General features: G+C 70.8%; 21 protein-coding genes and 1 pseudogene. 12 read left to right on the top strand and 10 right to left on the bottom strand.

Annotation, left to right across the window (positions count from 1 at the left end):
- Positions 1 to 38 precede the first annotated feature (38 nt).
- The 3 genes from OL358_RS03640 to OL358_RS03630 form a co-directional block, all read right to left on the bottom strand.
- A complete protein-coding gene (locus tag OL358_RS03640; RefSeq protein ID WP_264708565.1) occupies positions 39 to 1,727 on the bottom strand; it encodes an ABC-F family ATP-binding cassette domain-containing protein in 1,689 nt (562 codons plus the stop codon).
- A gap of 250 nt (positions 1,728 to 1,977) precedes the next feature.
- On the bottom strand, positions 1,978 to 2,631 hold the full coding sequence (locus OL358_RS03635) for an alpha/beta hydrolase (protein WP_264708564.1): 654 nt from the start codon (positions 2,629 to 2,631) through the stop codon (positions 1,978 to 1,980).
- Positions 2,632 to 2,760: 129 nt separating this feature from the next.
- On the bottom strand, positions 2,761 to 3,438 hold the full coding sequence (locus tag OL358_RS03630) for a TetR/AcrR family transcriptional regulator (protein ID WP_264708563.1): 678 nt from the start codon (positions 3,436 to 3,438) through the stop codon (positions 2,761 to 2,763).
- Positions 3,439 to 3,600: 162 nt separating this feature from the next.
- On the opposite strand from OL358_RS03630, the gene OL358_RS03625 reads away from it, so the two are divergent.
- The 7 genes from OL358_RS03625 to OL358_RS03595 all read left to right on the top strand — a co-directional run bounded on the left by OL358_RS03625 (position 3,601) and on the right by OL358_RS03595 (position 11,905).
- A complete protein-coding gene (locus tag OL358_RS03625; RefSeq protein WP_264708562.1) occupies positions 3,601 to 5,280 on the top strand; it encodes an amidohydrolase in 1,680 nt (559 codons plus the stop codon).
- The gene (locus OL358_RS03620; protein ID WP_264708561.1) at positions 5,277 to 6,920 is read left to right on the top strand and encodes an ABC transporter substrate-binding protein; all 1,644 of its coding nucleotides are present in this window, start codon (positions 5,277 to 5,279) and stop codon (positions 6,918 to 6,920) included. The genes OL358_RS03625 and OL358_RS03620 overlap by 4 nt, the downstream gene beginning before the upstream one ends.
- 28 nt (positions 6,921 to 6,948) lie before the next feature.
- Entirely contained in the window at positions 6,949 to 7,905 is a 957-nt protein-coding gene (locus OL358_RS03615) for an ABC transporter permease (protein WP_264708560.1), read from the top strand.
- Positions 7,902 to 8,759 carry an ABC transporter permease gene (locus tag OL358_RS03610; protein WP_264708559.1) on the top strand — a complete coding sequence of 286 codons (858 nt, stop codon included), beginning with the start codon at positions 7,902 to 7,904 and terminating at the stop codon, positions 8,757 to 8,759. The genes OL358_RS03615 and OL358_RS03610 overlap by 4 nt, the downstream gene beginning before the upstream one ends.
- A complete protein-coding gene (locus OL358_RS03605) occupies positions 8,756 to 10,345 on the top strand; it encodes a dipeptide ABC transporter ATP-binding protein (RefSeq protein WP_264708558.1) in 1,590 nt (529 codons plus the stop codon). Before OL358_RS03610 ends, OL358_RS03605 begins: the two co-directional genes overlap by 4 nt.
- Positions 10,346 to 10,513: 168 nt before the next feature.
- Positions 10,514 to 11,182, top strand: coding sequence for an NUDIX hydrolase family protein (locus OL358_RS03600; protein ID WP_264708557.1), 669 nt, complete (start codon positions 10,514 to 10,516; stop codon positions 11,180 to 11,182).
- A gap of 393 nt (positions 11,183 to 11,575) precedes the next feature.
- Positions 11,576 to 11,905: a hypothetical protein gene (locus OL358_RS03595; protein WP_264708556.1), complete on the top strand. Its 330-nt coding sequence runs from the start codon at positions 11,576 to 11,578 to the stop codon at positions 11,903 to 11,905.
- Positions 11,906 to 11,936: 31 nt separating this feature from the next.
- Here the strand turns inward: OL358_RS03595 and OL358_RS03590 are convergent, their stop codons facing one another.
- Entirely contained in the window at positions 11,937 to 12,203 is a 267-nt protein-coding gene (locus tag OL358_RS03590; protein WP_264708555.1) for a hypothetical protein, read from the bottom strand.
- Positions 12,204 to 12,447: 244 nt separating this feature from the next.
- The gene (locus OL358_RS03585) at positions 12,448 to 13,047 is read right to left on the bottom strand and encodes a hypothetical protein (protein ID WP_264708554.1); all 600 of its coding nucleotides are present in this window, start codon (positions 13,045 to 13,047) and stop codon (positions 12,448 to 12,450) included.
- A gap of 100 nt (positions 13,048 to 13,147) precedes the next feature.
- On the opposite strand from OL358_RS03585, the pseudogene OL358_RS03580 reads away from it, so the two are divergent.
- The 3 genes and pseudogenes from OL358_RS03580 to OL358_RS03570 form a co-directional block, all read left to right on the top strand.
- A pseudogene (locus tag OL358_RS03580) lies at positions 13,148 to 13,399 on the top strand (DUF4916 domain-containing protein); the annotation flags it as partial.
- Between the two features lie 232 nt (positions 13,400 to 13,631).
- Complete coding sequence (locus OL358_RS03575; protein ID WP_264708553.1) at positions 13,632 to 15,545, top strand: M3 family metallopeptidase; 1,914 nt, start codon at positions 13,632 to 13,634, stop codon at positions 15,543 to 15,545.
- Positions 15,546 to 15,835: 290 nt separating this feature from the next.
- Positions 15,836 to 17,623: a DivIVA domain-containing protein gene (locus tag OL358_RS03570; protein ID WP_264708552.1), complete on the top strand. Its 1,788-nt coding sequence runs from the start codon at positions 15,836 to 15,838 to the stop codon at positions 17,621 to 17,623.
- 251 nt (positions 17,624 to 17,874) lie between these two features.
- Here OL358_RS03570 and OL358_RS03565 read toward each other — a convergent pair whose 3' ends face one another.
- The 3 genes from OL358_RS03565 to OL358_RS03555 all read right to left on the bottom strand — a co-directional run bounded on the left by OL358_RS03565 (position 17,875) and on the right by OL358_RS03555 (position 21,200).
- Positions 17,875 to 18,942, bottom strand: coding sequence for a threonine aldolase family protein (locus OL358_RS03565; protein WP_264708551.1), 1,068 nt, complete (start codon positions 18,940 to 18,942; stop codon positions 17,875 to 17,877).
- Positions 18,943 to 19,075: 133 nt separating this feature from the next.
- Positions 19,076 to 19,762: an SDR family NAD(P)-dependent oxidoreductase gene (locus tag OL358_RS03560; RefSeq protein ID WP_264708550.1), complete on the bottom strand. Its 687-nt coding sequence runs from the start codon at positions 19,760 to 19,762 to the stop codon at positions 19,076 to 19,078.
- Entirely contained in the window at positions 19,755 to 21,200 is a 1,446-nt protein-coding gene (locus OL358_RS03555; protein ID WP_264708549.1) for a DUF6421 family protein, read from the bottom strand. The genes OL358_RS03560 and OL358_RS03555 overlap by 8 nt, the downstream gene beginning before the upstream one ends.
- Before the next feature lie 76 nt (positions 21,201 to 21,276).
- On the opposite strand from OL358_RS03555, the gene OL358_RS03550 reads away from it, so the two are divergent.
- Both OL358_RS03550 and OL358_RS03545 read left to right on the top strand, forming a co-directional pair.
- Positions 21,277 to 21,723: an Lrp/AsnC family transcriptional regulator gene (locus OL358_RS03550; protein ID WP_413631334.1), complete on the top strand. Its 447-nt coding sequence runs from the start codon at positions 21,277 to 21,279 to the stop codon at positions 21,721 to 21,723.
- A 9-nt stretch (positions 21,724 to 21,732) separates the two neighbouring features.
- A complete protein-coding gene (locus tag OL358_RS03545; RefSeq protein ID WP_264708548.1) occupies positions 21,733 to 22,686 on the top strand; it encodes a diacylglycerol/lipid kinase family protein in 954 nt (317 codons plus the stop codon).
- Positions 22,687 to 22,818: 132 nt separating this feature from the next.
- Here OL358_RS03545 and OL358_RS03540 read toward each other — a convergent pair whose 3' ends face one another.
- Together OL358_RS03540 and OL358_RS03535 are read right to left on the bottom strand one after the other, a co-directional pair.
- Positions 22,819 to 24,351 (bottom strand): CoA-acylating methylmalonate-semialdehyde dehydrogenase, encoded by a 1,533-nt coding sequence (locus tag OL358_RS03540; protein ID WP_264708547.1) that lies wholly within the window; start codon positions 24,349 to 24,351, stop codon positions 22,819 to 22,821.
- 52 nt (positions 24,352 to 24,403) lie between these two features.
- Positions 24,404 to 25,738 (bottom strand): aspartate aminotransferase family protein, encoded by a 1,335-nt coding sequence (locus OL358_RS03535; protein ID WP_264708546.1) that lies wholly within the window; start codon positions 25,736 to 25,738, stop codon positions 24,404 to 24,406.
- Between the last annotated feature and the right edge of the window lie 82 nt (positions 25,739 to 25,820).

The raw sequence follows: 25,820 nt of genomic DNA, 5'->3' as shown, positions 1-25,820 counted from the left end.
TCGGTGCGGCTGAGCCCCCAGGCCCAGCCACACCTCGGTCACCCCTCGCTGAGACTCCCGTCGTGCGCGAGCTCGAGCACGAGGCTCACGCCGATGCGCGCGAGGAACGCGTCGTCATGGCTGACCACGAGCACGGCCCCGCGATAGGAGGCGAGCGCGTCGACGAGCTGCCCGACCGTGTCGAGGTCGAGGTTGTTCGTCGGCTCGTCGAAGACGAGCAGCTGCGGCGGCGGGTCGGCCAGCAGCAGCCGCGCGAGCGCGACCCGGAACCGCTCGCCACCCGACAGGGTGGCGACCGGCCGATCCACCGCGGCGCCCCGGATGAGGAACCGCGCGAGCCGGTTCCGCAGCTCGGGCACGGGAACCTCGGATGCCGCCTCCCGCACGTTCTCGAGCACCGAGGCCGTCTCGTCGAGGCCGTCGACACGCTGCGGCAGGTAGCCGACGCGGTCGGTGTGCAGCGCGGTGTGCGCGGAACTCAGGAGGAACGGGCTCGCCGATGGCGTGTCGGCGACGCTTTCCGGCGTGTCTCCTGAGTTCGGTACAGCGACACCGGCCCCGACGCTCGACCGGACCCCGACCCTCCCGAGCAGCCCTTCGAGCAGCGTGGTCTTCCCGGCGCCGTTCGGCCCGATCAGCGCGACCCGCTCGGGTCCCTGGATGACCCACGACCGTTCGCCGTCGCCGATCGTCGCGATGCGGCGTCCGGCCGGGACGCCGGGATCGGGCAGGTCGATCTTCACGGTGTCGTCGTCGCGGACCCGGCGTTCGGCGGCGTCGAGCGCCGCGCGGGCGGCGGTCTCGCGATCCGCCTTCTCGCCGCGCAGCTTGCCGGCCGAGACCTGGGCCGCCATCTTCCGGCCGCCTGCCACGATCCCCGGCACGCGCTTCTCCATCTGGGCCTTGCGTCCCATCGCCGCGCGGTGCGAGATCGTCGTCTCGGCGGCGATCCGCTCGCGCTTCTCGCGGCGCACGGCCTGGGCGGCCGCGCGCTCGGACTGCCGTGCGGCGTCCTGCTCGGCATCCAGCCACGCGCGCCATTCGGAGTACGAGCCCCCGAAGGTCGCGAGCTCGTGGTCGTAGAGCTCGGCGGTGTCGTCCATGAGCTCGAGCAGAGCGACGTCGTGACTCACCACGACGAGCCCGCCGCGCCACGACCGCACCATGTCGCGCAGGCGCGCACGCGCGTCGCGGTCCAGATTGTTCGTCGGCTCGTCGAGCAGCGCGATGGGCGCACCGCGCAGGCGGATGCCGGCGATCGCCGTGAGCACGGCTTCGCCGCCCGAAAGTCCGCCGACGGTGCGGTCGAGCATGTCGGGGGAGAGTCCGGCCTCGGCGAGGGCGGCGTGTGCGCGCGCTTCGACGTCCCAGTCGCTGCCGACCGCGTCGAAATGACGCGGGTCGGCGTCGCCGGACTCGATCGCGCGCAGGGCGCGCAGCACCGGCTCGACGCCGAGCAGGTCGGCGACGGGTCGATCGACGTCGAGCGTCAGTCGCTGCGGGAGGTACGCGGCATCCGCGGTCCTGCCGAGCTGGCCGCTGTCGGGCGCGAGTTCACCGGCGATGAGGCGCAGGAGCGTCGACTTGCCGGAGCCGTTGCGTCCGACGAGGCCGGTGCGGCCCGTGCCGAACGAGCCGGTGACGCGATCGAGGGCGATGGTGCCGTCGGGCCACGCGAACGAGACGCGATCGAGCACGACGGACGGTGTTGAGGTGTGGGCGGGCATGAGGCCTCCGGGAATCGGTCAGGCGCTGACACCGGGAGCCGCGCAACGGCCGGCAGGCATGCCGGAGCCGAGGATGAAGCGGCAGGATCGACGGTCAGCGCGGAATCAGAAGCGCCGGCGCGTCGAAGGGTCGACGGAGCGGCGCGATTACAGCGCGGTCGCGTCGATCAGCTTCAACGGATTTCCTCACACTCGGGACAGAGGCAGGACCACGATAGCGGATGCCGCTCCCCGCCGCCTGGGAATCGGGTCAGTCGTCGGTGTCGGCGAGACGCTTGTCGAGGAAGACCCGCACGTCCGCGAGCTCCTGCTCCGAGACGCTGTGGGTGAGGCCGGGGTAGACGCGTCCGCTGAGGTCGACGTGCGTCGGCAGCCATTCGGTCGAGTGGTCGACGAGGAATCCGGGGATCACGTCGTCGTTCGTCCCGCGGCCCCAGAACACGGGCGGCCGTCTCTCGGCGAGCGCGGCGTCGCCGGGGAGGTCGCCCGGGGTGACGTAGCCCGACAGGTTCACCGCGAACGCGAACCGCGCCGGATCGAGGCGCAGGGCCTGCAGCGCCACGGCCGCGCCCTGCGAGAAGCCGAGCAGGCCGATGGAGGGGTGAGCGCCGGCCGCAGCATCCGCCCATTCGATGAGCTGCGTAGCGGCGGCGGTGACGTGCGCGGGGTCGCGGTTCTCGAGCCCTTCGATGGGGTACCAGGAGTAGCCCGGCGCGGGGAACGGCGGTGCGAGCGGGGCGCGGACGGCGGCGACGGCGAACTCCGGAGGCAGGTACGGCACGAGCCCGAAGAGGTCGCGCTCATCGGACCCGTACCCGTGGAGCAGCACGAGCAGGGGGCGGCCGACGCGGGTGCCCGGCGCGTCGGACCACAGCACGGCGTCACCGTCGAGGGGAGTGCTCACCCCTCCATCCTGCCCTCCGCACCCCCGGTGCGGGTTCCGTTTGTGCGGGCGAATGCACGCCTGATCCCGGCGCGACGCGCGCATTTGCCCGCACAAACGGAGGAGGGGGAGGGGCAGGGGGGAGAGAGGTCAGGATGCCGCGGCGGTGCGCTCCGCCGAAGCGATGACCATGTCGACGGCGGCGAGGTAGAGCGACTGGTCGCGGATCTCGGCCAGGCGCCCCCCGTTCTCGGCGATGAGGGGGAACTCGTGCGGATCGACGAGCAGCGGCGCGTCGAGCCACAGCGTGTCGGATTCGCCGGGGCGCTGCGCGCGGGCGCGCGCGGCGTTCGCGCTGCCCGACAGCGCCTGCATCGCGAAGAGCGCGTAGTGCCGCACCAGGTCGTCGCCCTTGAGTCCTGCGCGGGTGAACGCGTCGAGGATGATCTCCATCGCACGGTGCTCGGACGGTCCGTTGGTCGTCAGCAGCATCGCCTCGGCGCCGACGGCCGGGTACCGGCTGAGCCACTCGCGCGAGCCCAGCGCCAGCTGGCGCAGTCGGTCCTGCCACTGTTCGGGCGGGGCGACGATCTCCTGCAGGCCGAGCTCGGTGAGGTGATCGAACAGCGCTCCCATCAGCTCGTCCTTGCTCCGGAAATGGCGGTAGACGGCGGTGGGATCGACGCCGAGGCGGGCTCCCAGGTCGCGGAACGAGACGCTCGCCACTCCCGGCGCCGAGGCGAGCTCGAGCGCCGCCGCCACGATCGTGTCGCGATCGAGGCGGGGCTTGCGGGTCGGCTTCGTGCGGCCGGTCTGCGTGTTCGCCACCTCGTCTCCTCCCTGAACGGGTCGGGCGCGGCATCCGTGGGACGCCGCCTCTGACACCACCCTAACGTGCAAGATCACAAATCAGTCAACACCGTTGACACCACTGTTGTCCACGCCGTAATCTCGGGCCCCATCGAGATCCTCCAAAGGAAGCGAGACGACATGGGAGTCGCAGAAGTGCTGTTCGTCGGCGGTCCGGTGTTCACCGGGGAAGGCGCGCCGCTCACCGGTGTGGCCGTCGCCGTGACCGCGGGGCGCATCGCCGCGATCGTGCCCGAGGCCGAGGCATCCGCCCTCGTCGGTGACGGCACGCGTGTGGTCGATCTCGATGGAGCGCTGCTCGCCCCGGGCTTCCAGGACGCGCACGTGCATCCCGTGTCGGGCGGTATGGAGCTGCTGCAGTGCAACCTGACCGGCGCTGCGGATGCCGCGGACTCGGTCGCCCGCATCAAGGCCTACGCCGACGCGAACCCCGACGAGCCGTGGATCCTCGGCGGCGGATGGTCGATGGACCATTTCCCCGGCGGAGCGCCGACCCGCGGACTGCTCGACGCGATCGTCCACGACCGCCCCGTCCTGCTCCTCAGCCGTGACCACCACAGCACGTGGGTCAACAGCGTGGCCATCCGACTCGCCGGCCTCGATGCCTCCACGCCCGATCCCGCGGACGGGCGCATCGAGCGCGAGGCCGACGGCAGCCCGGCCGGCACCTTCCACGAGGGGGCCGGCGAGATGTTCGCCGCGGTGCGGCCGGAGCACGACCCCGAACTCGCCTACCGAGGCCTCCTCGCCGCGCAGGACGAGCTGATCGCCCTCGGCATCACCGGCTGGCAGGATGCCGCGGTCGGCGCGTCCAGCATCATCGCCGATCCGCTCGACGCGTACGAGCGCGCGGTCCGCGACGGCGTGCTGCGCGTGCACGTCGTCGGTGCGCAGTGGTGGGAGCGCGACGCGGGGATCGAGCAGGTCGAGCGCATGACCGCCAAGCGCGACGACCTCGCCTCGCGCGTGCCCGCCGACCGGCTCACGATCTCGACCACCAAGATCATGGTCGACGGCGTCGCCGAGAACCAGACCGCCGCGATGCTCACCCCCTACAAGGATCCGCACGGTCACTTCACGGGCAACACCGGCCTGTCGTTCGTCGACCCGGCGGTCGTGCGGGAGGCCGTCACCGCGCTCGACGCGGCCGGCATGCAGGTGCACTTCCACGCGCTGGGCGACCGCGCGGTGCGCGAAGCACTCGACGCCGTCGAGGCCGCCCGCGACGCGAACGGCGCGAGCGACGGCCGCCACCACCTCGCCCATTTGCAGGTCGTCGATGCGGCGGAGGTCCCGCGTTTCGCGGAGACGGATGCCGTCGCCAACCTGCAGGCGCTGTGGGCCACGCATGAGCCCCAGCTCGACGAGCTGACCCTCCCGTTCCTGCGCGACGGCGCCGAGGAGCGCCACTATCCGTTCGGAGACTTCGCCCGGGCGGGCGTGCGCCTCGCGGCGGGCAGCGACTGGCCGGTGTCGAGCGCCGACCCGATGGACGCCATCCACATCGCCGTCACGCGCGTGTACCCGGGCAGCGCGTCCGGTCCGCTCGGCGGCGCGCACCAGCGCCTCGATCTGGAGACGGCGATGGCGGCCTACACGTCGGGCTCGGCCTACGTGAACCACCGCGACCACGACACCGGCTGGGTGCGCGAGGGCTACCTCGCCAACCTCGTCGTCCTCTCGCCCGACCCGTTCTCCGTGCCCGCGGAGGACATCCACCTGGCGACCGTCGACTCCACGTGGATCGAAGGCGCCGCCGTCTACGAACGCACCACCGCCACCGAAAGGGACCTCGCATGACCCGCTTCACCCGCGCTCCCCGTTCGCTCGCCGTCGTGGCCGCGGTCGCGGCATCCGCTCTCGCCTTCAGCGCGTGCGCGCCCGCGGCCTCGACCCCCGATGCCACTCCCGCCGACTGGGAGCTCACCGAGACCACGCCGGCGCCGTCCGGCGACATCGACTCGTTCACGTGGTCGATCTACGCCGAGCCGTTCTCGCTCGATTACGCCTACGCGTTCGACTACGCCGACAACCAGGTGCTGGCCAACGTGTGCGAGTCGCTGCTGCGCCTCAACCCCGACTTCACGCTGAGCCCCGGGCTCGCCGAGTCGGCCACCCAGCCCGACGCCAACACGTGGGTCTACACGATCCGCGAAGGCGTGACCTTCCACGACGGCACTCCGCTGACGGCGGCCGACGTCGTGGCCTCGATGAACCGGCACCTCGATCCTGCGGTCGGGTCGTTCTGGTACTCCGTGTACCAGAACGTGACGGCGATCGAGCAGACCGGCGACATGGAGGTGACCGTCACCCTCTCGGTTCCCGGGTCGCAGTTCAACCTCGCGATGGGCGGCGCCGCGGGCGTCGTCGAGTCCGCCGCCACGCTCGCCGCAGCCGGTGCCGACTACGGCAACTCGTCGGGCGGCGTCAACTGCACCGGCCCCTTCAGCCTCGACGCATGGAAGTCCGGCGAGTCGATCACTCTCGCGCGCTACGACGACTACTGGGATGCCGACCTGGCCGCGCGGTCCGGCGAGGTGCAGTTCGTGTTCCAGACCGACCCGACCGCCCGCGTCAACGCGCTCGCCTCGGGTGAGGTCGACGGCACGTGGATGGTGCCGTCGTCGGCCTACGGGCAGCTGAGCGGATCCGACGCCGGTGACGTGTACTACGGCCTCACCACCGCGGTCGGCCAGCTCATCGTGAGCAACCTCGAAGGACCGCTGGGCGACCTCCGCGTGCGCCAGGCGCTGCTGATGGCGCTCGACCGCGAGGGCATCCTCAAGGCCGGCGCGGGCGGCGTGGGCGATGTCACCGACGTCATGACGACCGAGTCGGTGTGGGTCGGCGCCGATCCCGCCGCCGTCACGACGGCGTTCGAGGATGTCGACGCGTACCCGTACGACGTCGAGGCCGCCAAGGCCCTCATCGAGGAGGCCGGTGTCGCGGGCGAGGAGATCGTGATCGTGACTGCGCCGATCTCGGGCGAGTTCGCCGTCATCTCGCAGGCCACCGCCGCCGCGGCCGAGTCGATCGGGCTCACCGCCCGCATCGAGTCGATCACTCCCGGCGCCTACACGACGCTGTTCTCCGACCCGAGCGCACGCGAAGGCGTGGACCTGTTCTTCACGAGCTGGTACCTCTCGTCCCCCGACCCGCTCGAGATGTACTCGGTCCTGCGGACCGGCGAGTTCAGCAACTACGGCAACTGGAGCGACCCGGAGTTCGACGCGGTCGTGAACGAGGCCATCGCGATCGAGGACCCCGCCGCGCGCAGCGTCGAGACGGCGAAGGCGCAGCAGATCGCCAACGCCCAGCTGCCCTGGCTGCCGCTCTACACGACCCCGATGTCGATGTTCATGAGCGACCGGATCACCGGCGTCTCACCGTCGATCGCGTTCATGTACTTCCCCTGGGCGGCGACCATCGGCGCCAAGTAGCGCCGACTCGCCTTCGCACACGCATCCGATGATCGCCGTTCGACGCGTCGCGGGGAAGCTGGGTGGGCTCCTGCTCACCCTCTGCCTCGCCTCGCTCCTGGTCTTCTTCTCCCGCTTCCTGGTTCCGGGCGACCCCGTGAACTTCCTGCTGCGCGGCCGCAAGCCGAGTCCCGAAGCCATCGCCGAGGTCAAGGAGATGTACGGGCTCGACCTGCCGCCGTGGCAGCAGTACCTCAACTGGCTGTCGGGGGTGCTGCACGGCGACTTCGGCCGGTCGCTGCAGTACCGGCAGGACGTCTCGACGGTCATCGGCGAGCGGCTCCCGGTCACGCTGATGCTCGTCGTGATGGCAGGCCTCGCGATCGCCGTGGCCGGGCTCGCGTTCGGCGCGATCGCGGCCCTCTATCGCGGCCGTGCCGGCGACCGGATCGTGCTCATCGCGCTCACGATCCTCGGCGCGATCCCGTCCTTCGTGGGATCGATCGTGCTGATCGCGGTGTTCTCGGTGCAGCTCGGCTGGTTCCCGTCCTTCGGCTCAGGAGAAGGGGTCCTCGACACCGTGTACCACCTCGTCCTCCCCGCGACCGCGCTGGCGATCGTCTTCACGGTGCTCGTCGCGAAGGTCACGCGCTCCGCGATGGTCGAACAGCTCGATCGCGAGCACGTGGAGGTCGCGACGAGCCGCGGACTGCGCCGCGGCACCGTCGTGCGGCGCCACGTCTTCCGCAACGCGCTGTGGCCGATCCTGACGGTGAGCGGCATCCTCGTCGCCGGCCTGCTCGTCGCGAGCTCGATCGTCGAGTCCGCGTTCGGCATCGCGGGGATCGGGTCGCTGCTCGTGCAGTCCGTGGACCGCCTGGACTTCCCGGTGGTGCAGGCGATCGTGCTGCTCATCGTGACGGCGTTCGTGCTGGTCAACGCCGTGATCGACGTCCTCGAGCCGTGGATCGATCCGCGCACGGCGGCGGGAGCGGGTGCCCGATGACCTCTCCGACTCTCGCCGTGCGGGTTCTCCGCGCACCCCGTGCACGCCGGGCGGATGCCGTCTTCCTGAGCGCTCTGGTCGTGCTCGCCGTCTTCGTGCTCGGCGCCGTCTTCGCGCCCTTCCTCGCCCCGTACCCGCCCGACGCGGTCGACTTCCTGGCCGTGTACGCGCCGCCGAGCCCGGCGCACTGGCTCGGCACCGACGCGCTGGGGCGCGACATCCTGAGCCGGATCATCTTCGGCTCGCGGACCGCGCTGGTCGCCCCGTTCCTCGTGGTGGTGCTCTCGACCGCGCTCGGTGCGCTCCTCGGGCTCCTCGCCGGATGGCGGGGCGGGTGGCTCGATGCCGCGCTGGGCCGCATCTTCGACGTGATCTTCGCCTTCCCGTCCCTGCTCATCGCGATCATGGCGGTCGCCCTGTTCGGGAAGGGCCTCGTCGCGCCGGTGCTCGCGATGACGATCGCCTACATCCCGTTCGTCGCGCGACTGACCCGCACGCTGGTGACGGCCGAGCGCCACCGCCCGTACGTGTCGGCGTACCGCGTGCAGGGATTCGGCGCCCCGTGGATCGCACTGCGCCGCGTGCTGCCGAACGTGACGCCCGTCGTCGGCGCGCAGTCGACGCTCAACTTCGGCTACGTCCTCGCCGAGCTGGCCGCGCTGTCGTTCCTCGGGCTCGGTGTGCAGCCGCCCACTCCGGACTGGGGCTCCATGATCAACGAGGCGCAGGCGGGCCTGGCCGGCGGCCACTTCCTGCCGGCGATCGCCCCCGCGGTCGCGGTCGTGATCGTCGTGGTCGCCGTGAACATCATCGGCGAGGAATTCTCCCGCCGCGTCGGGGGAGGACCACGATGACGCTTCTTCAGATCGACGGGCTCGGCATCCGGCTCCCCGACGGGACCGACCTGCTGCACGGCATCTCGCTGTCCGTGGCGGCGGGGGAGACGATCGGGCTCGTCGGCGAGTCCGGCTCGGGGAAGTCGCTGACGGCGCGGTCCGTGCTGGGGCTGCTGCCCGACCGGGCCGCGACCAGCGGATCGGTGACCCTCGACGGTGAAGAGGTGCTCGGCGCCTCGAAGCGCGAGCTGCTCGAGATCCGCCGGCACGGTGCGGCGATGATCTTCCAGGATCCGCGCGCCGGCGTGAACCCCATGCGGACGATCGGCGACCACATGACCGAGTCGCTGCGGCTGAACGAGGGGTGGAGCAGGGCGCGTGCCCAGGAGCGGGCTCTCGAGCTCCTCGCGGCCGTGCGTCTCCCCGACCCCGAGGAGCACCTGCGGCAGTATCCGCACGAGTTCTCCGGGGGGATGCTGCAGCGCGTCATGATCGCGGGAGCTCTCACGAGCGACCCCCGGCTGCTGGTGTGCGACGAGCCGACGACCGCCCTCGATGTGACCACGCAGGCCGAGATCATCGCCCTGCTCAAGGAGCTGCGCGACGCCCGCGGCATGGGCCTCCTCTTCATCACGCACGACCTCACGCTCGCCGGCTCGCTGTGCGACCGCATCGTGGTCATGCGATCGGGGGCGATCGAGGAGGCGGGCGAGGCGCGCCGCGTGCTCACCGCGCCCGCGACGGACTACGCACGACGCCTCGTCGCGACGACGCCGACACTCGACGGCCCGCTCGCCGATCCGCCACGCCCGCCGGAGGACACGGGCGCCGCTCCCCTGCTCGACGCGCGTGACCTGTCCAAGTCGTACCAGCGGCGCGGGAAGGCGCCGGTTCTGGCGGTGCGGAACGTCTCCCTCGACATCCCCGAGGGGGGAGCGCTCGCCGTCGTCGGCGAATCGGGCTCCGGCAAGTCGACGCTCGCACGCATGGTCGTCGGACTGGAGCAGGCGGATGCCGGTGACATCACCATCGCCGGCCGTGAGCGCACCGCCGTGCCCCGCACGCGCGCCGAGCGCCTGGCACACGCGCGCAGCGTGCAGATGGTGTTCCAGGACCCGTACCTGTCGCTCGACCCCCGCATCACGGCGGGACGGGCCATCGAGGATGCGCTGCGGCTGCACACGAAGCTGACCACCGCCGAGGCCCGGGAGCGCGTGCTGCGGCTGCTCGAATCCGTGGGGCTCGGGGAGAAGCACGCGTCCGCGAGACCCAAGACCCTGTCGGGCGGTCAGCGCCAGCGCGTCGCGATCGCGATCGCGCTCGCCGTGCAGCCCCGGATGCTGGTGATGGACGAAGCCACGAGCGCGCTGGACGTCTCGATCCAGGCGCAGGTGCTCGACGTCGTCTCGACCGTGCGGCGCGAGAGCGGACTCACGCTCCTGTTCATCAGCCACGACCTCGCCGTCGTGCGCCGCGTGTGCGAGCAGACCGTGGTGATGTCGAGGGGCGAGATCGTGGAACGCGGGCAGACCCAGCAGCTCCTGGCCGTGCCGCAGCATCCGTACACCCGGCGCCTGCTCGCTTCGGTGCCCGCCGCGCTCTGACGCCGCCCCCCACTCCGCCTGGTCCGTTTGTGCGGGCGAATGCACGCTCAGCACCGGCGTGATGCGCACATTCGCCCGCACAAACGGAAGGCGCGGGAGGGAGGCGCGGGAGGAAGGCGCGGGAGGGAGGCGCGGGTGGCGGAGCGGGGACTGGGGTATACAGGAGGCATGCCGGTCCGCACCCCTGACCCCGACCCCAACGAGCGCGACGACTCGGGCACGCCCCGCGATCCGCTCGGCGGCGTCGGTGCCTCGTTCGGTCGGGGCGGCCATTCCGTCGGCGACGGCTCGTTCGGATCTCCTGCCCCGGGAAGCTCCGCCAACCCGGGCTGGCTCACCGACGTCGAGCTCGCGGAGGCGCGTCGCCGCCTGCCCATGCTGTACGTCGAGGCGCTGCCGGTGCGCACGGACGGCGTCGGGGCGGTGACCGAGGTCGGCATCCTGCTGCGCGCGACGCCGCTCGGCGAGATCACGCGCACGCTCGTATCGGGGCGGGTGCGCTACGGCGAGACCGTCCGCGACGCCCTGTTCCGGCACGTCGAGAACGACCTCGGACCGATGGCGTTCCCCCTCCTCCCGCCCGAGCCGACGCCGTTCACGGTGGCCGAGTACTTCCCGATGCCCGGCCTGAGCGCGTTCCACGACGACCGTCAGCACGCCGTGTCGCTCGCCTTCGTCGTGCCTGTCACCGGCACGTGCGAGCCGCGCCAGGACGCGCTCGAGGTCACGTGGATGACGCCGCAGGAAGCGGCATCCGATGCCCTCTCCGCCGAGATGGAGGGCGGCCGCGGCACGCTCGTGCGGCTGGCGCTGGCGAGCGTCGGCGCGCTGCGCTGAGCCGGCCGGGCGCGGCGGTCATCCCCACCCGCGGCGCATAACTCCTGCACTTCCCCGGGAGATGCCGGTGTCGACCGCGGAATCCCGCGCGGGCGCGTGGAGCGGCCGGGGACTCTGCAGGAGTTATGCGCCGCGCGCCCGGAATCTCGCCGCATCCCGGCCCGTTGAGTCGGGCGGCCGCGACATTGTGCAGGAGTTATGCGGCCCCTGGTGCGCGCGTGCGCCCCGGGCTGGAGTCACCGGCGCCCGCAACCCCCACGATCTGGATCGACTCTGATCACGTCTCGCACTCCTCTGGTTGGCTCTGGGTGGGAGTGCCGAGTGCACGCATTCCGCTGATCCGATTACGCTCGGAAGTCGTGCAGACGGAGCTCAACCGAAAAGAGGCGCGCCATGGAGCAAGATCGAGGGCCGCTGAGTCTGACGGTCGAGGGCAACAACGGCATGCTGATCGAAGTGCAAGGAGAGCGCTTCGAGGTCGAAAGGCGAACTGAACCCGACGGGGGCATCGTCTACGACTTTACGTGGGTCAATGGTCCCGGGGCTTCGTCGTACGGGTTCACGGTCGGTTCCACCTCATCGGCGCAGAACGACTTCTCGCGAGCCTTCATCGAGAAGGAGGCCGGATTGTTCGTGCGCGCATTCTTCTCGGACGACGGCATCGGCCCCTCTGACTTTCCCGAGTTTGTCGAGGCTCGGCGGAAGCGTGGGCCACAGACGTAAGCGACGCACCACACTCGGATGCTCGCGCTGATCAGTCATCGCTGTCAGAGGAGGCGACGCGCCACGTCCCGCCTCCCTTCTCGAGGGAAAACCGCGTCACGATCGGGCGCGAGTAGTCCACGAAGGTAGGTTTGCCCTCAGCTGTCACTGAGACGTTTGTGGCGTCAAGTACGATGCGCACCACAGCTCGGTCTTCAGCGAGGTCGATTGTGGCCTTCTCGACGATGCGCACCGCCCCGTGCTGCACCACGCCGCCGCTTACATGCCACCTCTGGTCAGCCTCGAGGACATCGATCATGTCGGTAGTCGCGAGGGAACGTAGCGAGTGAGGGATCGGCCTCAAGAAGCCAGTTTGCGCCCACTGGTCGTAGGCCTCCACAAACCGTGTGGCGACAGCAGCCGGACCCTCGGTTGGCGCAGCCTGCGACGAACACCCTCCCAAGAATCCACTCACCAAGAGCGGGATGGACATGGCCAGCAACCACTTGGTGGCCAGGGACGTCTGCCGCAGACCGCGCCAAGCGCTCATCATCGGCGCGGAGCTAGCCGCACTTGATGGGGCTGGTAGCGGGCGTCGTAGTCGCATTCTGAGTGTCAGCAATACCAACCATGTCGATCTTCGTCCACGCCCGGAACGGGGCAGCTGCCTTGCCGTTGCATCGGTAGTGAGCCGTCACACGTCCTGCGCCACCGCTGGTGAGTCCTTTCGGATTCGGTGCGAGTCGTCCCTTTCCCTGCGTTCCTACGGCCTGGAAGAGGCCGATCGGGTTCTTCCGGTCGATCTGCGTCGTCACGTCTGCGAGCGTCGCCTTGCAGGTCCCCTTGTCCCAGTTGCCGTGTGCCTGAACCGCAAGGTAAGAACTGGTACTCGAGATGTGCGGATAGTCGACGCGGTTCACGGCCACGCAGATCGCCGCTGTGGCGGCTTTTCCGTTCGGGGTGACTTTCCCGTTCGGCGCAGTTGTTTCGCCCGGGGCGACTGGCCCGATGGTGATCGATTCTTCCACCACCTGCGAATCTTCTTCGGAGTCGGTCACCGAAGCCATAGCCGGCCCTCCCATTGCGGACGCGGTATCGCTGCCAGCGGCAAGTAGCCCCGCGATGAGAAGCACCGAGATCGCGGCGCTCTTCGGTTTCTGCATCGTGTTCCTCCTTGGGATCAGGCGGACACCGCCTCATTGAGATGACGCTCGAGAACCCACAAAATGACGCTGCTCGGAGAGTTCTTCTTCAGCGTGGGCGCCGACGCCGTTCACGGTGGCGGAGTACTTCCCGATGCCCGGCCTGAGCGCGTTCCACGACGACCGTCAGCACGCCGTGTCGCTCGCCTTCGTCGTGCCTGTCACCGGCACGTGCGAGCCGCGCCAGGACGCGCTCGAGGTCACGTGGATGACGCCGCAGGAAGCGGCATCCGATGCCCTCTCCGCCGAGATGGAGGGCGGCCGCGGCACGCTCGTGCGGCTGGCGCTGGCGAGCGTCGGCGCGCTGCGCTGAGCCGGCCGGGCGCGGCGGTCATCCCCACCCGCGGCGCATAACTCCTGCACTTCCCCGGGAGATGCCGGTGTCGACCGCGGAATCCCGCGCGGGCGCGTGGAGCGGCCGGGGACTCTGCAGGAGTTATGCGCCGCGCACCCGGCCGAGCGCACCCGGCCGAGCGCACCCGGCCGAGCGCCGCGCGCGCGGGAGAGTGCCGCGCACCCCGAGGGTGCCGACGTAGGCTCGGACCGTGACCATCGCTCCGATCAGCTTCCCGTCCGACCTCGACGGCTGGACCGCCTTCGCCCGTGACCGGGCCGCCGCCCGCATCGCGCTCGTGGAGGCCGCAGACGCGCGACTGCGCGCCGAGGCCGACCTCTCCGTCGTCGATCGCCTCGAGCTGTGGAACGACGCCGACATCGCCCTCCGCGAGGCGCTGAGCGAGGCGTACGTGGTCAGCGAGGCCCACCCCGACGCCGCCGTGCGCGAGCTGGCCGAGACGCAGGTGCAGGCGATCGAGTCCCTGTCGGCCGCGCGCCTGCTCGATCGGGGACTGTGGACGGCGTTCGCGGATGCCGCGGCCGAGGGACTCGACGACGATCAGGCTCGGCTGCTCGAGCACGTGCGGCGTGACTTCCGCCGCGGCGGCGTCGGCCTCGACGACGACGGACGGGAGCGCGTGCGCACGCTCACCAAGCGCGACACCGACCTGTCGCTGACCTTCTCCCGCAACATCCGGGAGGGGCGCCGCGAGATCCACATCCCCGCGGCCGGGCTCGCCGGGCTGCCCCAGGACTTCCTCGACTCCCATCCCGCCGACGAGAACGGCTTCGTCACCCTGACGACCGAGTACACCGACCTCATGCCGGTGCGCGAGTACGCGACCGACCGTGCCACGCGCACGGCGCTGATCAGCGCCTACAACGACCTCGCGTGGCCCGAGAACGAAGACGTCCTCGCCGAGCTTCTCGAGGTGCGTGCCGAGCGTGCCGGGCTCCTCGGCTACTCGGACTGGGCCGAGTTCGAGACCGAGACGCGCATGATCGGCGGCGGCGCCGAGATCCCGGCATTCCTCGCGCGACTCGACGAGGCTTCGCGCGCGGAGGCCGAGGCCGAGTATCCCGTCCTGCTGGAGCGGCTGCGCCGCGACATCCCGGATGCCGAAGCCGTCACCGTCGCGGACTTCTGGCACCTCCTCGGCGCGGTCAAGAGCGAGCAGTACGACGTGGACGCGCTGCTCGTGCGCTCGTACTTCCCCTTCGAGCGCGTGCTCGGCGGCGTGCTCGACGTGACCGGCCGGCTGCTCGATGTCGAGTACGTTCCCGTGGACGCCTCCGCGTGGCACGAGGACGTGCGCTCGTACGACGTCGTGCGCGCGGGGGAGCGGATCGGCCGCATCCACCTCGACCTGCACCCGCGCGACGGCAAGTACAGCCATGCCGCGTGCTTCCCGGTGGCCCCGGGGATCCCGGGCCGGATCCTTCCCGAGGCCGCCCTGCTGTGCAACTTCTCCCGCGGCCTGCTCGAGCATGACGAGGTCGTGACGTTCTTCCACGAGTTCGGGCACCTCGTGCACGAGATCCTCGGCGGACGCCAGCGCTATGCGCGCTTCACCGGCTTCGAGACCGAGTGGGACTTCGTCGAGGCGCCGAGCCAGCTGCTCGAGGAATGGGCGTGGGATGCCGGCGTGCTCGCGTCGTTCACCGCGAATGCGGACGGCGAGCCCATCCCCGCCGACCTCGTGGCGAGGATGCGCACGGCCGATGCGTTCGGCCGCGCCCTCGAGGTGCGCCGTCAGCTCGGCCACGCGTCGGTGTCGTATCACCTGCACGTCGACCGCCCCGCCGATCTGCAGGCCGAGACCGAGCGACTGTATTCGACGACGACGCCGATCCAGCCCATTCCGGGCCTGCACCCCTACGCGGGCTTCGGCCATCTGACCGGGTACGGCGCCTGCTACTACACGTACCAGTGGAGCCTCGTGATCGCGCGGGATCTGCTCACCGGATTCGCGGGCGGACTCATGGACCCGGATGCCGCGCTCCGCTATCGCACCGAGGTGCTCGAACGCGGTGGCTCGCGTGACGCGGGCGACCTCGTCGAGGCATTCCTGGGCCGTCCGTACTCGTTCGACGCGTACCGGGAGTGGCTCGCCGGGGCGTAACCGGCGCTCGCCGGGAGTCGCTCGCCGGGTGAGGAGCGGGGGGCCGCGGCATCCTTACACCCATTCTGTAGACGAAGGTCGCCGACACACAGGTCGGGCAGGTATCCTGCCCCTGCCCGCAAGCGCACCCAGCTGCGACGCCCATCCCCCTGATGTCGTCGAGGCCGAGCGTCTCGCCGGTGCCCTCGCCCTCTCCGACGCCCGTCGCAGCCGGCGTCGTGCACGGGTGGACGCCGACTTCGGAACCCGGATCACCCCGGCGACAGCACCCCGAAGAAGCGGAGAACCCGATGTCCGACAACGGCGCTCCGGCCCGGAAGAACCCGGCCGAGGACTCGACTTTCGAACGGCTGCTCGCCGGTCAGACGACCGCCGGCCCCGCCTTCGCGACGGCCTTCCGCGGGTATGACAAGGACGAGGTGGATGCTGCTGTCGCCGAGCTCGAGGCGCGCGCCCGCGCCGCTGCCGAGCAGGTGTCGACCCTCAAGCAGAACCAGCGCCGCGCCAGCACCGTCGTCTCGCAGAGTCGTGAGAAGCTCGCTGCCCTCGAGGTCGAGCTCGAGTCCGCCCAGCGCGAGCGCCTCGAGGCCGTCGAAGGTGTCGCAGCCGCTGTCGCGGCGGCCGGCGCCGAGAGCCGTGACGCCATCGCCGCGCTCGAGGCCGAGCTCGGTGCCACCCGCGCCCGCGCCGCCGCGGCGGAACAGCGCGTCGAGGCGCTGACCGAGGAGCTCGTCGGCACCGCCGACTCCACGCCGAACGGCCAGCAGTTCGAGGAGGTCCTGCGCGTCGCCGAGGAGCAGGCGGGTGTGCTCCTGCGAAACGCCACGGTCCAGGGGGAGCGCCTGCTCGAGGCGACCCGCGCCGAGATCGAGAACCGCCGCAAGGACGCGCAGGCCGAGGCCGACGGCATCCTGTCGCAGGCGCAGCACGAGGCGCAGCAGGTGCGCCTGCGCATCGACACGGAGCTCACCGCCCACGAGGCGCAGCTCGCGCGCGAGGCCGCGCACGCCGCCGAGAAGGTGTCGCAGGCGGAGCGCGAAGCCGCCGCCATCCGCTCGGAGGCCGAGAAGGGCGCCGCCGCGCTGCGCTCGATGGTCGCCCGCGAGACCACCGACGCACGCACCGAGGCCGAGGAGGCGGTGCGCGAGCTGCGCGTCCGCGCGCTCGACTTCGAGGCGTCGCTGACCCGCCGCCAGGACGACGCGCAGCAGGAGTTCCTCGTGCTGCACAACCAGGCCGTCGCGCACGCCGAGCGCATCACGCAGGACGCGAACGACCAGGTCGCCGCGTCACTCGATCACGCCCAGCGCGTGTCGGCGAAGGCGGAGGACTTCGAGCGCCTCCAGCGAGCGCAGGCCCAGCAGATCGAGGCCGACGCGAGCGTCCGGGCGCGCGAGCACCTGGATCAGGCGCACATCAAGGCGCAGCGCATCATCGACCTGGTCACGACGCACTCCCAGGGTGTGCTGCGCGACGCCGAGGACCGCACCCGCCAGCTGCGCTGGCAGCAGCACCAGCTCACCAGCTTCATGGCCGAGGTCAAGGAGATGATCCGCCCGGATGCCGCGGCCCACGCCGCCGCCGAGTTCCAGGTCGCCGCAGGAGCGCCCATCGAGCACGTGCTGCACGTCGACGACGTCGACGCCGAGCATCTCGACCGGGCTGACGCACCCGGGGCCGCCGAGCCGGCGCAGGACCCTGAGTTCGAAGAGGGCGACGACGCGGTCGAGGCCGAGGTCGAGGACGAGGACGAGGCCGAGGTCTACGACGCCGCCGCGGACGAGGACACGGCCGGAGCCGCCGACGCGGACGCCGCCGACGCCGCCGACGCCGCCGACGCCGCCGACGCGGACGAGGACGACGCTGCCGACGCGGACGAGGTCGACGCTGCCGACGCTGCCGACGCGGACGAGGTCGACGCGGACGAGGCCGAGTTCGAAGCCGAGGTCACGGACTCTGCCGACGACGCCGACGACGTCGAGGGCGAGGCATCCGCTTCCTCAGACGAGGCCGGCAGCGACGACGCCGGGGAGCCCGACACCACCGAAGTCGAGAGCCTCGAGCACGCCGAGCACTGAGCCCGAGGCGCTTCGCAGGAGATCTCCCGTTCGCAGGAGGATTCCTCACCGGATCGTCCTCCGGAGCGGATTTCTCCTGCGGAGCGGATTTCTCCTGCGAAGCGCCGAACGCTGAGCCGCCCGGCTCAGCGCCGGCGGGGCTTCACGCTCCGCCGCCTCGCAGGAGATCTCCCGCTCGCAGGAGGATTCCTCACCGGATCATCCTGCGTAGAGGATTCCTCCTGCGAAGCGCAGTACGCCGCGGCGCCGCGTCAGGCCGAGGTCTCGCGGGCGATCGCCGCGAGGAAGGCGTCGATGTCGTTCTCGCTCGTGTCGAACGAGCACATCCATCGCACCTCGTTGCGCGCGGCATCCCAGTCGTAGAACCGGAACGACGAGCGCAGCCGATCGGCGACGCCGTCGGGCAGGGTCGCGAACACGCCGTTCGCCTGCGTCGGCTGCGTGAACGACACCCCGCGGATCGAGCCGTCGGCCAGCCCCGCCTCGACGCCCCTGCGAAGCCGCTGCGCCATCGCGTTGGAATGCGTAGCGTTGCGCAGCCACAGGTCGCCCTCGAGCAGGGCGACGAGCTGGGCCGACACGAACCGCATCTTCGAGGCGAGCTGCATGTCGAGCTTGCGCAGGTAGATGAGACCGGTGGATGCCGCGGGCTCGAGCACGACGATCGCCTCGCCGAGCATCGCCCCGTTCTTGGTGCCGCCGAAGCTCAGCACATCGACGCCGGCGTCGCGTGTGAACTCGCGCAGCGGCAGACCCAGCGAGGCCGCCGCATTCGAGATGCGCGAGCCGTCCATGTGCAGGCGCATGCCGTGACCGTGCGCGTGGTCGGCGATCGCGCGGATCTCATCCGCCGTGTACAGCGTGCCCAGCTCGGTGGACTGCGTGATCGAGACCACGAGCGGCTGCGCGCGGTGCTCGTCGCCCCAGCCCCAGGCCTCGCGGTCGATCAGCTCGGGGGTCAGCTTGCCGTCGTCGGTGGGCACGTGGAGGATCTTGATCCCGCCCACGCGCTCGGGCGCACCGCCCTCGTCGACGTTGATGTGCGCGGTCGAGGCCGAGATCACGGCGCCCCAGCGGGGGAGCATCGACTGCAGCCCGACGACATTCGCTCCGGTGCCGTTGAACACCGGGAAGGCCTCGACCCCGTCGCCGAAGTGGCCGGCCATGACCTGCTGAAGGCGCTCGGTGTAGACGTCCTCGCCGTACGCGACCTGGTGGCCGTCGTTCGCGGCGGCGATGGCCGCGAGCACCTCCGGGTGGATGCCGGAGTAGTTGTCGGAGGCGAAGCCGCGCAGGTTCGGGTCGTGGATCGTGGTCACGGGTGTCCAATCTAGTTCGTGCCGGCGGCGGCCCGGCGGCCCGGCGGCCCGGTGTACCGGACTCAGGACCGCCGCGGTCCAGCCGCCGCTCCATCGCCGGAATGATGCCGGGCGTGACCGCTCGCGGACGTTCTCATCCTGAGTTCGGTACGGAGGAGAGGTCGATGACGGTGTCGTTCACCTCGGCCGGGTCGGCATCCCACAGGTCGGCGAACCGCTGGGCGAGTGTGTCCTCGAGGCCTTCGAGCGCCTTCACGCGGAAGACGACGGATGCCGCGGCCGGCGACTCCCCGGAGTCCCGGGCGTCCTTCGCGAAGCCCTGCGCGACCGCCCTGGTCCAGGCCTCGGTGGCGGCCTTCACGGCGGCGTAGTTGGCGCCGCCCGCGAGCGGCCGTGCGACGGCCGTCGACGAGACGACGGCGAGGCGACCGGCGGATGAGGCCCGCAGATCCGCGTCGAACGCGCGGCTGACGTGCCGCAGCGCGGTGAACGATCCTTCGAGGAAGCGGTAGTCGGCATCCGTCTGCCCTGCCAGCCCGCCGCCCCCGCGCCAGCCGCCGACGAGGTGCAGGACGCCGTCGACCGCGCCGTCGCTCGCGTGCACGCGTTCGGCGAGCGCCACGACGGCGGCCTCGTCGGTCAGGTCGCACGCCTCGGCGCGCGCCCCGGCGTCCGCCAGGGGCCGGAGCCTGCCGGCATCGCGCCCGACCGCGACGACCCGCGCCCCGGCCGAGACCAGGGTGCGCGTCGCCGCGAGGCCGGAGGCGCTCGTCGCGCCCGCGATCAGGACCAGCCGGCCCGCGACGCCGGACTCAGGCATCCGCGCCCGTCACACCCGCGGTGGACTCGATGACCGGCTTCATCTTCTTGTCGAGCGCCTCGAAGAACATCGACAGCGGGAACTCGTCGTCCATCACCGCGTCGGTGTAGCCCTTCGGCGCGCCGGCGAGGATCTCGTCGGACAGGCCGCGCGCCCACTGCGACGCCGGGTTCGGCGTGAGCGTGCCCCGCACGAGGTCGTACGCGGCCAGCCAGTGCGCCGTCTTCGGGCGGTCGATCGAGCGCCAGTAGAGCTCGTCGATCGTGTCGGCGAGGGCGACGACCGCTGCGGGCACCTCGTCCCAGTCGAACGCGAGCGCGGTGTCGGTCCAGTGCAGCACGCCGCGCTGGTGCAGCCACGCGAACAGCAGCTGCCCGCCGAGTCCGTCGTAGTTGCGCACGCGCGAGCCGGTGATGGCGAAGCGGAAGATGCGGTCGAAGATCACCGCGTACTGAACGAGCTTGGCGTGCTCGAGCATCTCGGCCTCGGCCGCCGAGAGCGCCTCGGCAGGCTCGGCAGCAGACTTCGCCGAGAGCCGCTTCTCGATCGCGACGCACTCGCGGTACGCCGTCAGGTCGCAGCGCAGCTCTTCCAGCGAGTACAGGAAGAACGGCATCCGCTGCTTGATCATGAACGGGTCGAAGGGAAGGTCGCCGCGCATGTGCGTCCGGTCGTGGATGATGTCCCACATCACGAACGTCTTCTCGGTCAGCGCCTGGTCGTCGAGCATGCGCGCCGCGTCGGCGGGGAGGTCGAGCTTCGTGATCTCGGATGCCGCGCGCACGACGCGCCGGTACCGTGCGGCCTCGCGGTCCTGGAAGATCGCGCCCCACGTGAACGAGGGGATCTCGCGCATCGCCACCGTCTCGGGGAACAGCACCGCCGAATTGGTGTCGTAGCCGGGCGTGAAGTCGAGGAAGCGCAGCGACACGAACAGCCTGTTCGTGTACTCGGTCTCGAGCTCCGCGATGAAGTCGGGCCAGATCACCTCGACGAGCACGGCTTCGACGTGGCGGTCGGATGACCCGTTCTGCGTGTACATCGGGAAGACGGCGAGATGACGGATGCCGTCGACCCGGTGCTGCTGCGGCTGGAACGCCACGAGCGAGTCCAGGAAGTCCGGAACGCCGAAGCCCTCCGCCATCCATCGACCGAAGTCGCGCATGGACGCCTCGAGGTACTCCGCGTCGTGAGGGAACCGGGGGCGCAGCTCGTCGATCGCGGCGATGATCGCCTCGACGTGTGCACGCGCGTCGACGTGGGCCGCGGCATCCGGAATCGAGCCGTCCTTGATCTGGAGGGGCTGCAGAGCGGATGCTGCGGCCTTGAGGCTCTGCCAGGCGGGCGACTCCTCGACCCCGGCGGCCAGGGCGATGGCGTCCTCGACGACCTCGGGCTCTCCGACGATGGACTTCGCGTTGTGCGCGGTCATGGACATAGGGAACCTCCGATCATGGACACGATAGGCGTAAGAATTCCGGCGAGTGCCGCTTACAACCGATATTCTTCCATGCATGGAGGATCCTGTCGATCTGGCGATCGTGGCCGAGGTCTCGCGAGACGCGCGCGCGACATTGGCGCAGCTGTCCGAGCGGGTCGGTCTGTCGCCGTCCGCCGTGCAGGCGCGGCTCAAGCGGCTCGAGAGCAGCGGGGTCATCTCGGGGTATCGCGCCGTTCTCGACGCCGAGGCGGTCGGCAAGCCGCTGTCCGCCTTCATCGAGATCACGCCTCTCGACCCGGCGCAGCCCGACAATGCCCCCGAGCTGCTCGAGCACCTCGATGAGATCGAGGCGTGCCACTCCATCGCCGGCGACGCGAGCTACATCCTGTTCGTGCGGGTGGCATCGCCGCGGCATCTCGAGACGCTGATCCGCGACATCCGCCTCGCCGCATCGGTCAACACCCGCACCACCGTCGTGCTGCAGACGTTCTACGAGAGCCGGCCGATCCTTCCGGCGTAGTCTCGGCGCATGACATCCGATCATCCGCACGGACGGGGCGTGCTGATCGTGCGCAACGCGGCGTCCGGCACCTCCGTGATCCGCTCGGACCCGGCCGCCACGTTCGCCGAGCGGCTGCCGGAGGCGGCGGTGCGCGAGCTCGCCGAGGGTGAAGACCTCGCCGACGTGGTGGCCGCGGCGATGGAATCGGATGCCGCGCCCGCCGTGCTCGGGATCTACGGCGGCGACGGCTCGGTCTCGCGTATGGCAGGCCTCGCCCGGCACTACGACCGGCCGCTGTTCGCGATGCCCGGCGGCACGTTCAACCACTTCGTCCGCGCGCTCGGGATCGACGACGTCGACCTCGCGATCGATGCGCTCGAGGCGGGATCGACCGTGCCGGTCGGCGTGGTCGAGGCGATCGCCGACGACGACGAGCCGATCACCGTGCTCAACGTGGTGTCGGTCGGCGCATACCCCGAGCTCATCGACGAGCGCGAGCGCCGCCGCAGCCTCGGCAAGTGGCTGGGCGGAGTCGTCGCGACCTGGACCGCCCTGCGCAGCACCGAGCCGCTCACGATCGTGCTCGGCGGACGCAGGGCCCGTGTGTGGTCGGTGTTCGTGAGCGTCGGACGCAACGATCCGGACCGTGTCGCGACGATGCAGCGCCAGGAAGCGGATGCCGCGGTGCTGGACGTCCGCATCCATCACGCGCGCGGGTCGCGCGTCCGCGCGCTCGCGGCGCTCTCGTTCGGCAAGCGGACCGCAGCCGTGCTGCGCGCGGTGCGCCTGTTCCCGCGCGACGCCGACGTCGAGCGCCTGGTCGCGCGCGACCTCGACCTGCGGATCACGCCGGCGCCGGGGCATCCGTCGATCTTCGTCCACGACGGGGAGCTCGGGGAGCGCGCCGCCGGGGACTTCCGCCTGCGCTGTCGCATCGTCCCCGACGCGCTGCGCGTGTTCGCCCCGGCCACCCAGCCCTGACTCGCCAAGACACGCCGGTGCGCGATCGCGGGACCGGCGTGTTCTGGCGAGTCGGCTCGGGAGCGCCCCGAGGCCCGGAGACGACGGATGCCGCGACCCACGCGGGTCGCGGCATCCGGGGGTTCGAACGGCTCAGTCGTGCTGCGGGAAGCCCAGGTTCAGACCGCCGTGCGAGGGGTCGAGCCACCGCGAGGTGACAGCCTTCTCGGCCGTGAAGAAGTCGAAGCCGTGGGGGCCGTAGGCCTTCGCGTCGCCGAACAGCGAGGCCTTCCAGCCGCCGAACGAGTGGTACGCGACCGGCACGGGGATCGGAACGTTGATGCCGATCATGCCGACCTGCGCCTCGCGCTGGAAGCGCCGGGCAGCGCCGCCGTCGTTCGTGAAGATGGCGGTGCCGTTGCCGTAGAGGCTCGAGTTGATGATGCCGAGGCCGTCCTCGTAGCCCTCCACCCGCACGACCGACAGCACCGGGCCGAAGATCTCGTCCTTGTACACGGCCGAGGTCGTGGGCACGTTGTCGATCAGCGTGGGTCCGAGCCAGAAGCCGTTCGGGTCGCCGTCGATCTCGACATCGCGGCCGTCGACCACGACCGAGGCGCCGTCGGCGTCGGCGATGTCGAGGTACGAGGTGACCTTGTCGCGGTGCTGCCCGGTGATGAGCGGTCCCATGTCGCAGCCGCGCATGCCGTCTCCGGTGCGCAGCGTCGCCATGCGCTCGGACACCTTCTGCACGAAGGCGTCCGCGATGGTGTCGACGGCGAGGACCACCGAGATCGCCATGCAGCGTTCGCCGGCCGAGCCGAAGCCGGCGTTGACGGCGGCGTCGGCCGCGAGGTCGAGGTCGGCGTCGGGGAGGATCAGCATGTGGTTCTTCGCGCCGCCGAGGGCCTGCACGCGCTTGCCGTGCGAGGTCGCGGTCTCGTAGACGTACTTCGCGATCGGCGTCGAGCCGACGAACGAGATCGCCCGCACGTCGGGGTGCTCGAGGAGCGCGTCGACGGCCTCCTTGTCGCCGTGGACGACGTTGAGCACGCCGTCGGGGAGTCCGGCCTCCTTGAGGAGCGCGGCCATCCAGTTCGCGGCGGTGGGGTCCTTCTCGCTGGGCTTGAGGATCACGGCGTTGCCGGCCGCGAGCGCGACGGAGAAGAACCACAGCGGCACCATGGCCGGGAAGTTGAAGGGGCTGATGATGCCGACGACGCCGAGCGGCTGGCGCAGCGTGTACACGTCGATGCCGGTCGACACGTTCTCGGAGTACGCGCCCTTGGTGAGGTGGCCGAGGCCGCACGCGAACTCGACGACCTCCATGCCGCGGGCGATCTCGCCGAGCGCGTCGGAGAGGACCTTGCCGTGCTCGCGGGTGAGGATCTCGGCGAGCTCGCCCTTGCGGGCGTTGAGCAGCTCGCGGAACGCGAAGAGCACGGTCTGGCGCTTGGCGATCGACGCGTCGCGCCACGCGGCCCAGGCATCGGACGCGACGTCGACGGCGGCGCCCACGTCAGCGGTCGAGGCGAACCGCACGCTCTTCTGCACGGTGCCCAGCGCCGGGTTGAAGACGGAGCCGGTGCGCTCGGACGTGCCCGCCCAGTCGCCACCGCCCACCCAGTGCTCGAGGATGGTCGTCGCGGACTGGTCGGTCCGCTCCAGGGTCGTCGTGTCGGTCATGGTGTTCCTGCCCTCCAATGGGAAGCCCTCCTCGTGAGAGGACGCGCACGCGTCAAGAGAGGTCCTCTTCGACGCTCGTCAGAGCTTCATCGTAAATCGACATGGCCTGTGCCACTTCGTCGTCGGTGACCACGCACGGCGGCACCACGTGGATGCGGTTGTCGGCGGCGAACGGCATGAGTCCGCGCGCCGACATCTCCTTCTTGAGCCGGCCGATGACGTCGGCGCCCACCGGCTCGCGGGTCGCCCGGTCGCTGACGAGCTCGATTGCCCAGAAGACGCCCTCGCCCCGCACCTCGCCGATGAGGCGGTGCTTCTCGGCGAGGTCGGCCAGCGAGGGTCCGATCACATCGGCGCCGACGCGGCGGGCGTTCTCGACGATGCCCTCGTCCTCCATCGCATCGATCGACGCGATGATGGATGCCGCGGCCAGCGGGTGCCCGGAGTACGTGAGTCCGCCGGGGAAGACGCGGTCGTCGAACGTCGCCGAGATGGCGTCCGAGATGATCACGCCGCCCACGGGCACGTAGCCGGAGTTGACCCCCTTGGCGAACGTGATCAGGTCGGGGACGACGTCGTAGCCCTCGAAGGCGAACCAGCGGCCGGTGCGGCCGAACCCGGCCATGACCTCGTCGAGGATGAGCACGATGCCGTAGCGGTCGCACAGCGCGCGCACGCCGGCGAGGTAGCCCGGCGGCGGCAGCAGGATGCCGGCGGTGCCGGGAACCGACTCCAGCAGGATCGCCGCGATCGTCGCGGGGCCCTCGGACTGGATCACGCGTTCGAGGTGGTGCAGCGCCCGAGCCGACTCCTCCTCGGGAGTGGTCGCCCAGAACTCGCTGCGGTACAGGTAAGGACCGAAGAAGTGCGCGTGTCCGCGGGCGTACTGGTTCGGCATGCGGCGCCAGTCGCCCGTCGCGACGATGGCCGCACCGGTGTTGCCGTGGTACGAGCGGTAGGTCGAGAGCACCGTCTCACGGCCCGCTTCGCCCCGAGCAGCAGCGTGGAGGCGGGCCATGCGGATGGCGTTCTCGTTCGCGTCGGCGCCGCCGTTGGTGAAGAAGACCTTCGCGAAGCCGTCGGGCGCCTTGTCGAGGATGCGCTGCGCCGCGCGTCCGCGCGCGAGGTTCGCGGTGGCCGGGCCGATGGTGGCGAGCTCGGCCGCCTGGGCCTGGATCGCGGCGACGACGGCCGGATGCTGGTGCCCGATGTTGACGTTCACGAGCTGACTGGCGAAGTCCAGCATCCGATTGCCCGCGTGGTCCCACACGACGGTGCCGGATCCACCCGCGATCACGGGCAGATCGAGACCTGCCTGCGCCGACCACGAGTGGAAGACGTGGGCCCGATCGAGCGACTTCGCCTCGGCGTCGAGGTCTTCCGGCATGGCGGTCCTTCCTGTGGCGTTCTCCCCCTCGCTACGATCCGCGATCGGCGCGGCGGAATCAACCGACGATCGCGGTGAGGAA

Origin of the sequence: Microbacterium sp. SSM24, assembly GCF_025989145.1 — a bacterium.
In the GTDB taxonomy this organism is placed as follows: domain Bacteria; phylum Actinomycetota; class Actinomycetes; order Actinomycetales; family Microbacteriaceae; genus Microbacterium.
The sequence above is the reverse complement of the archived record's forward strand: the minus strand, read 5'-3'. Positions and strand labels throughout refer to the sequence as shown.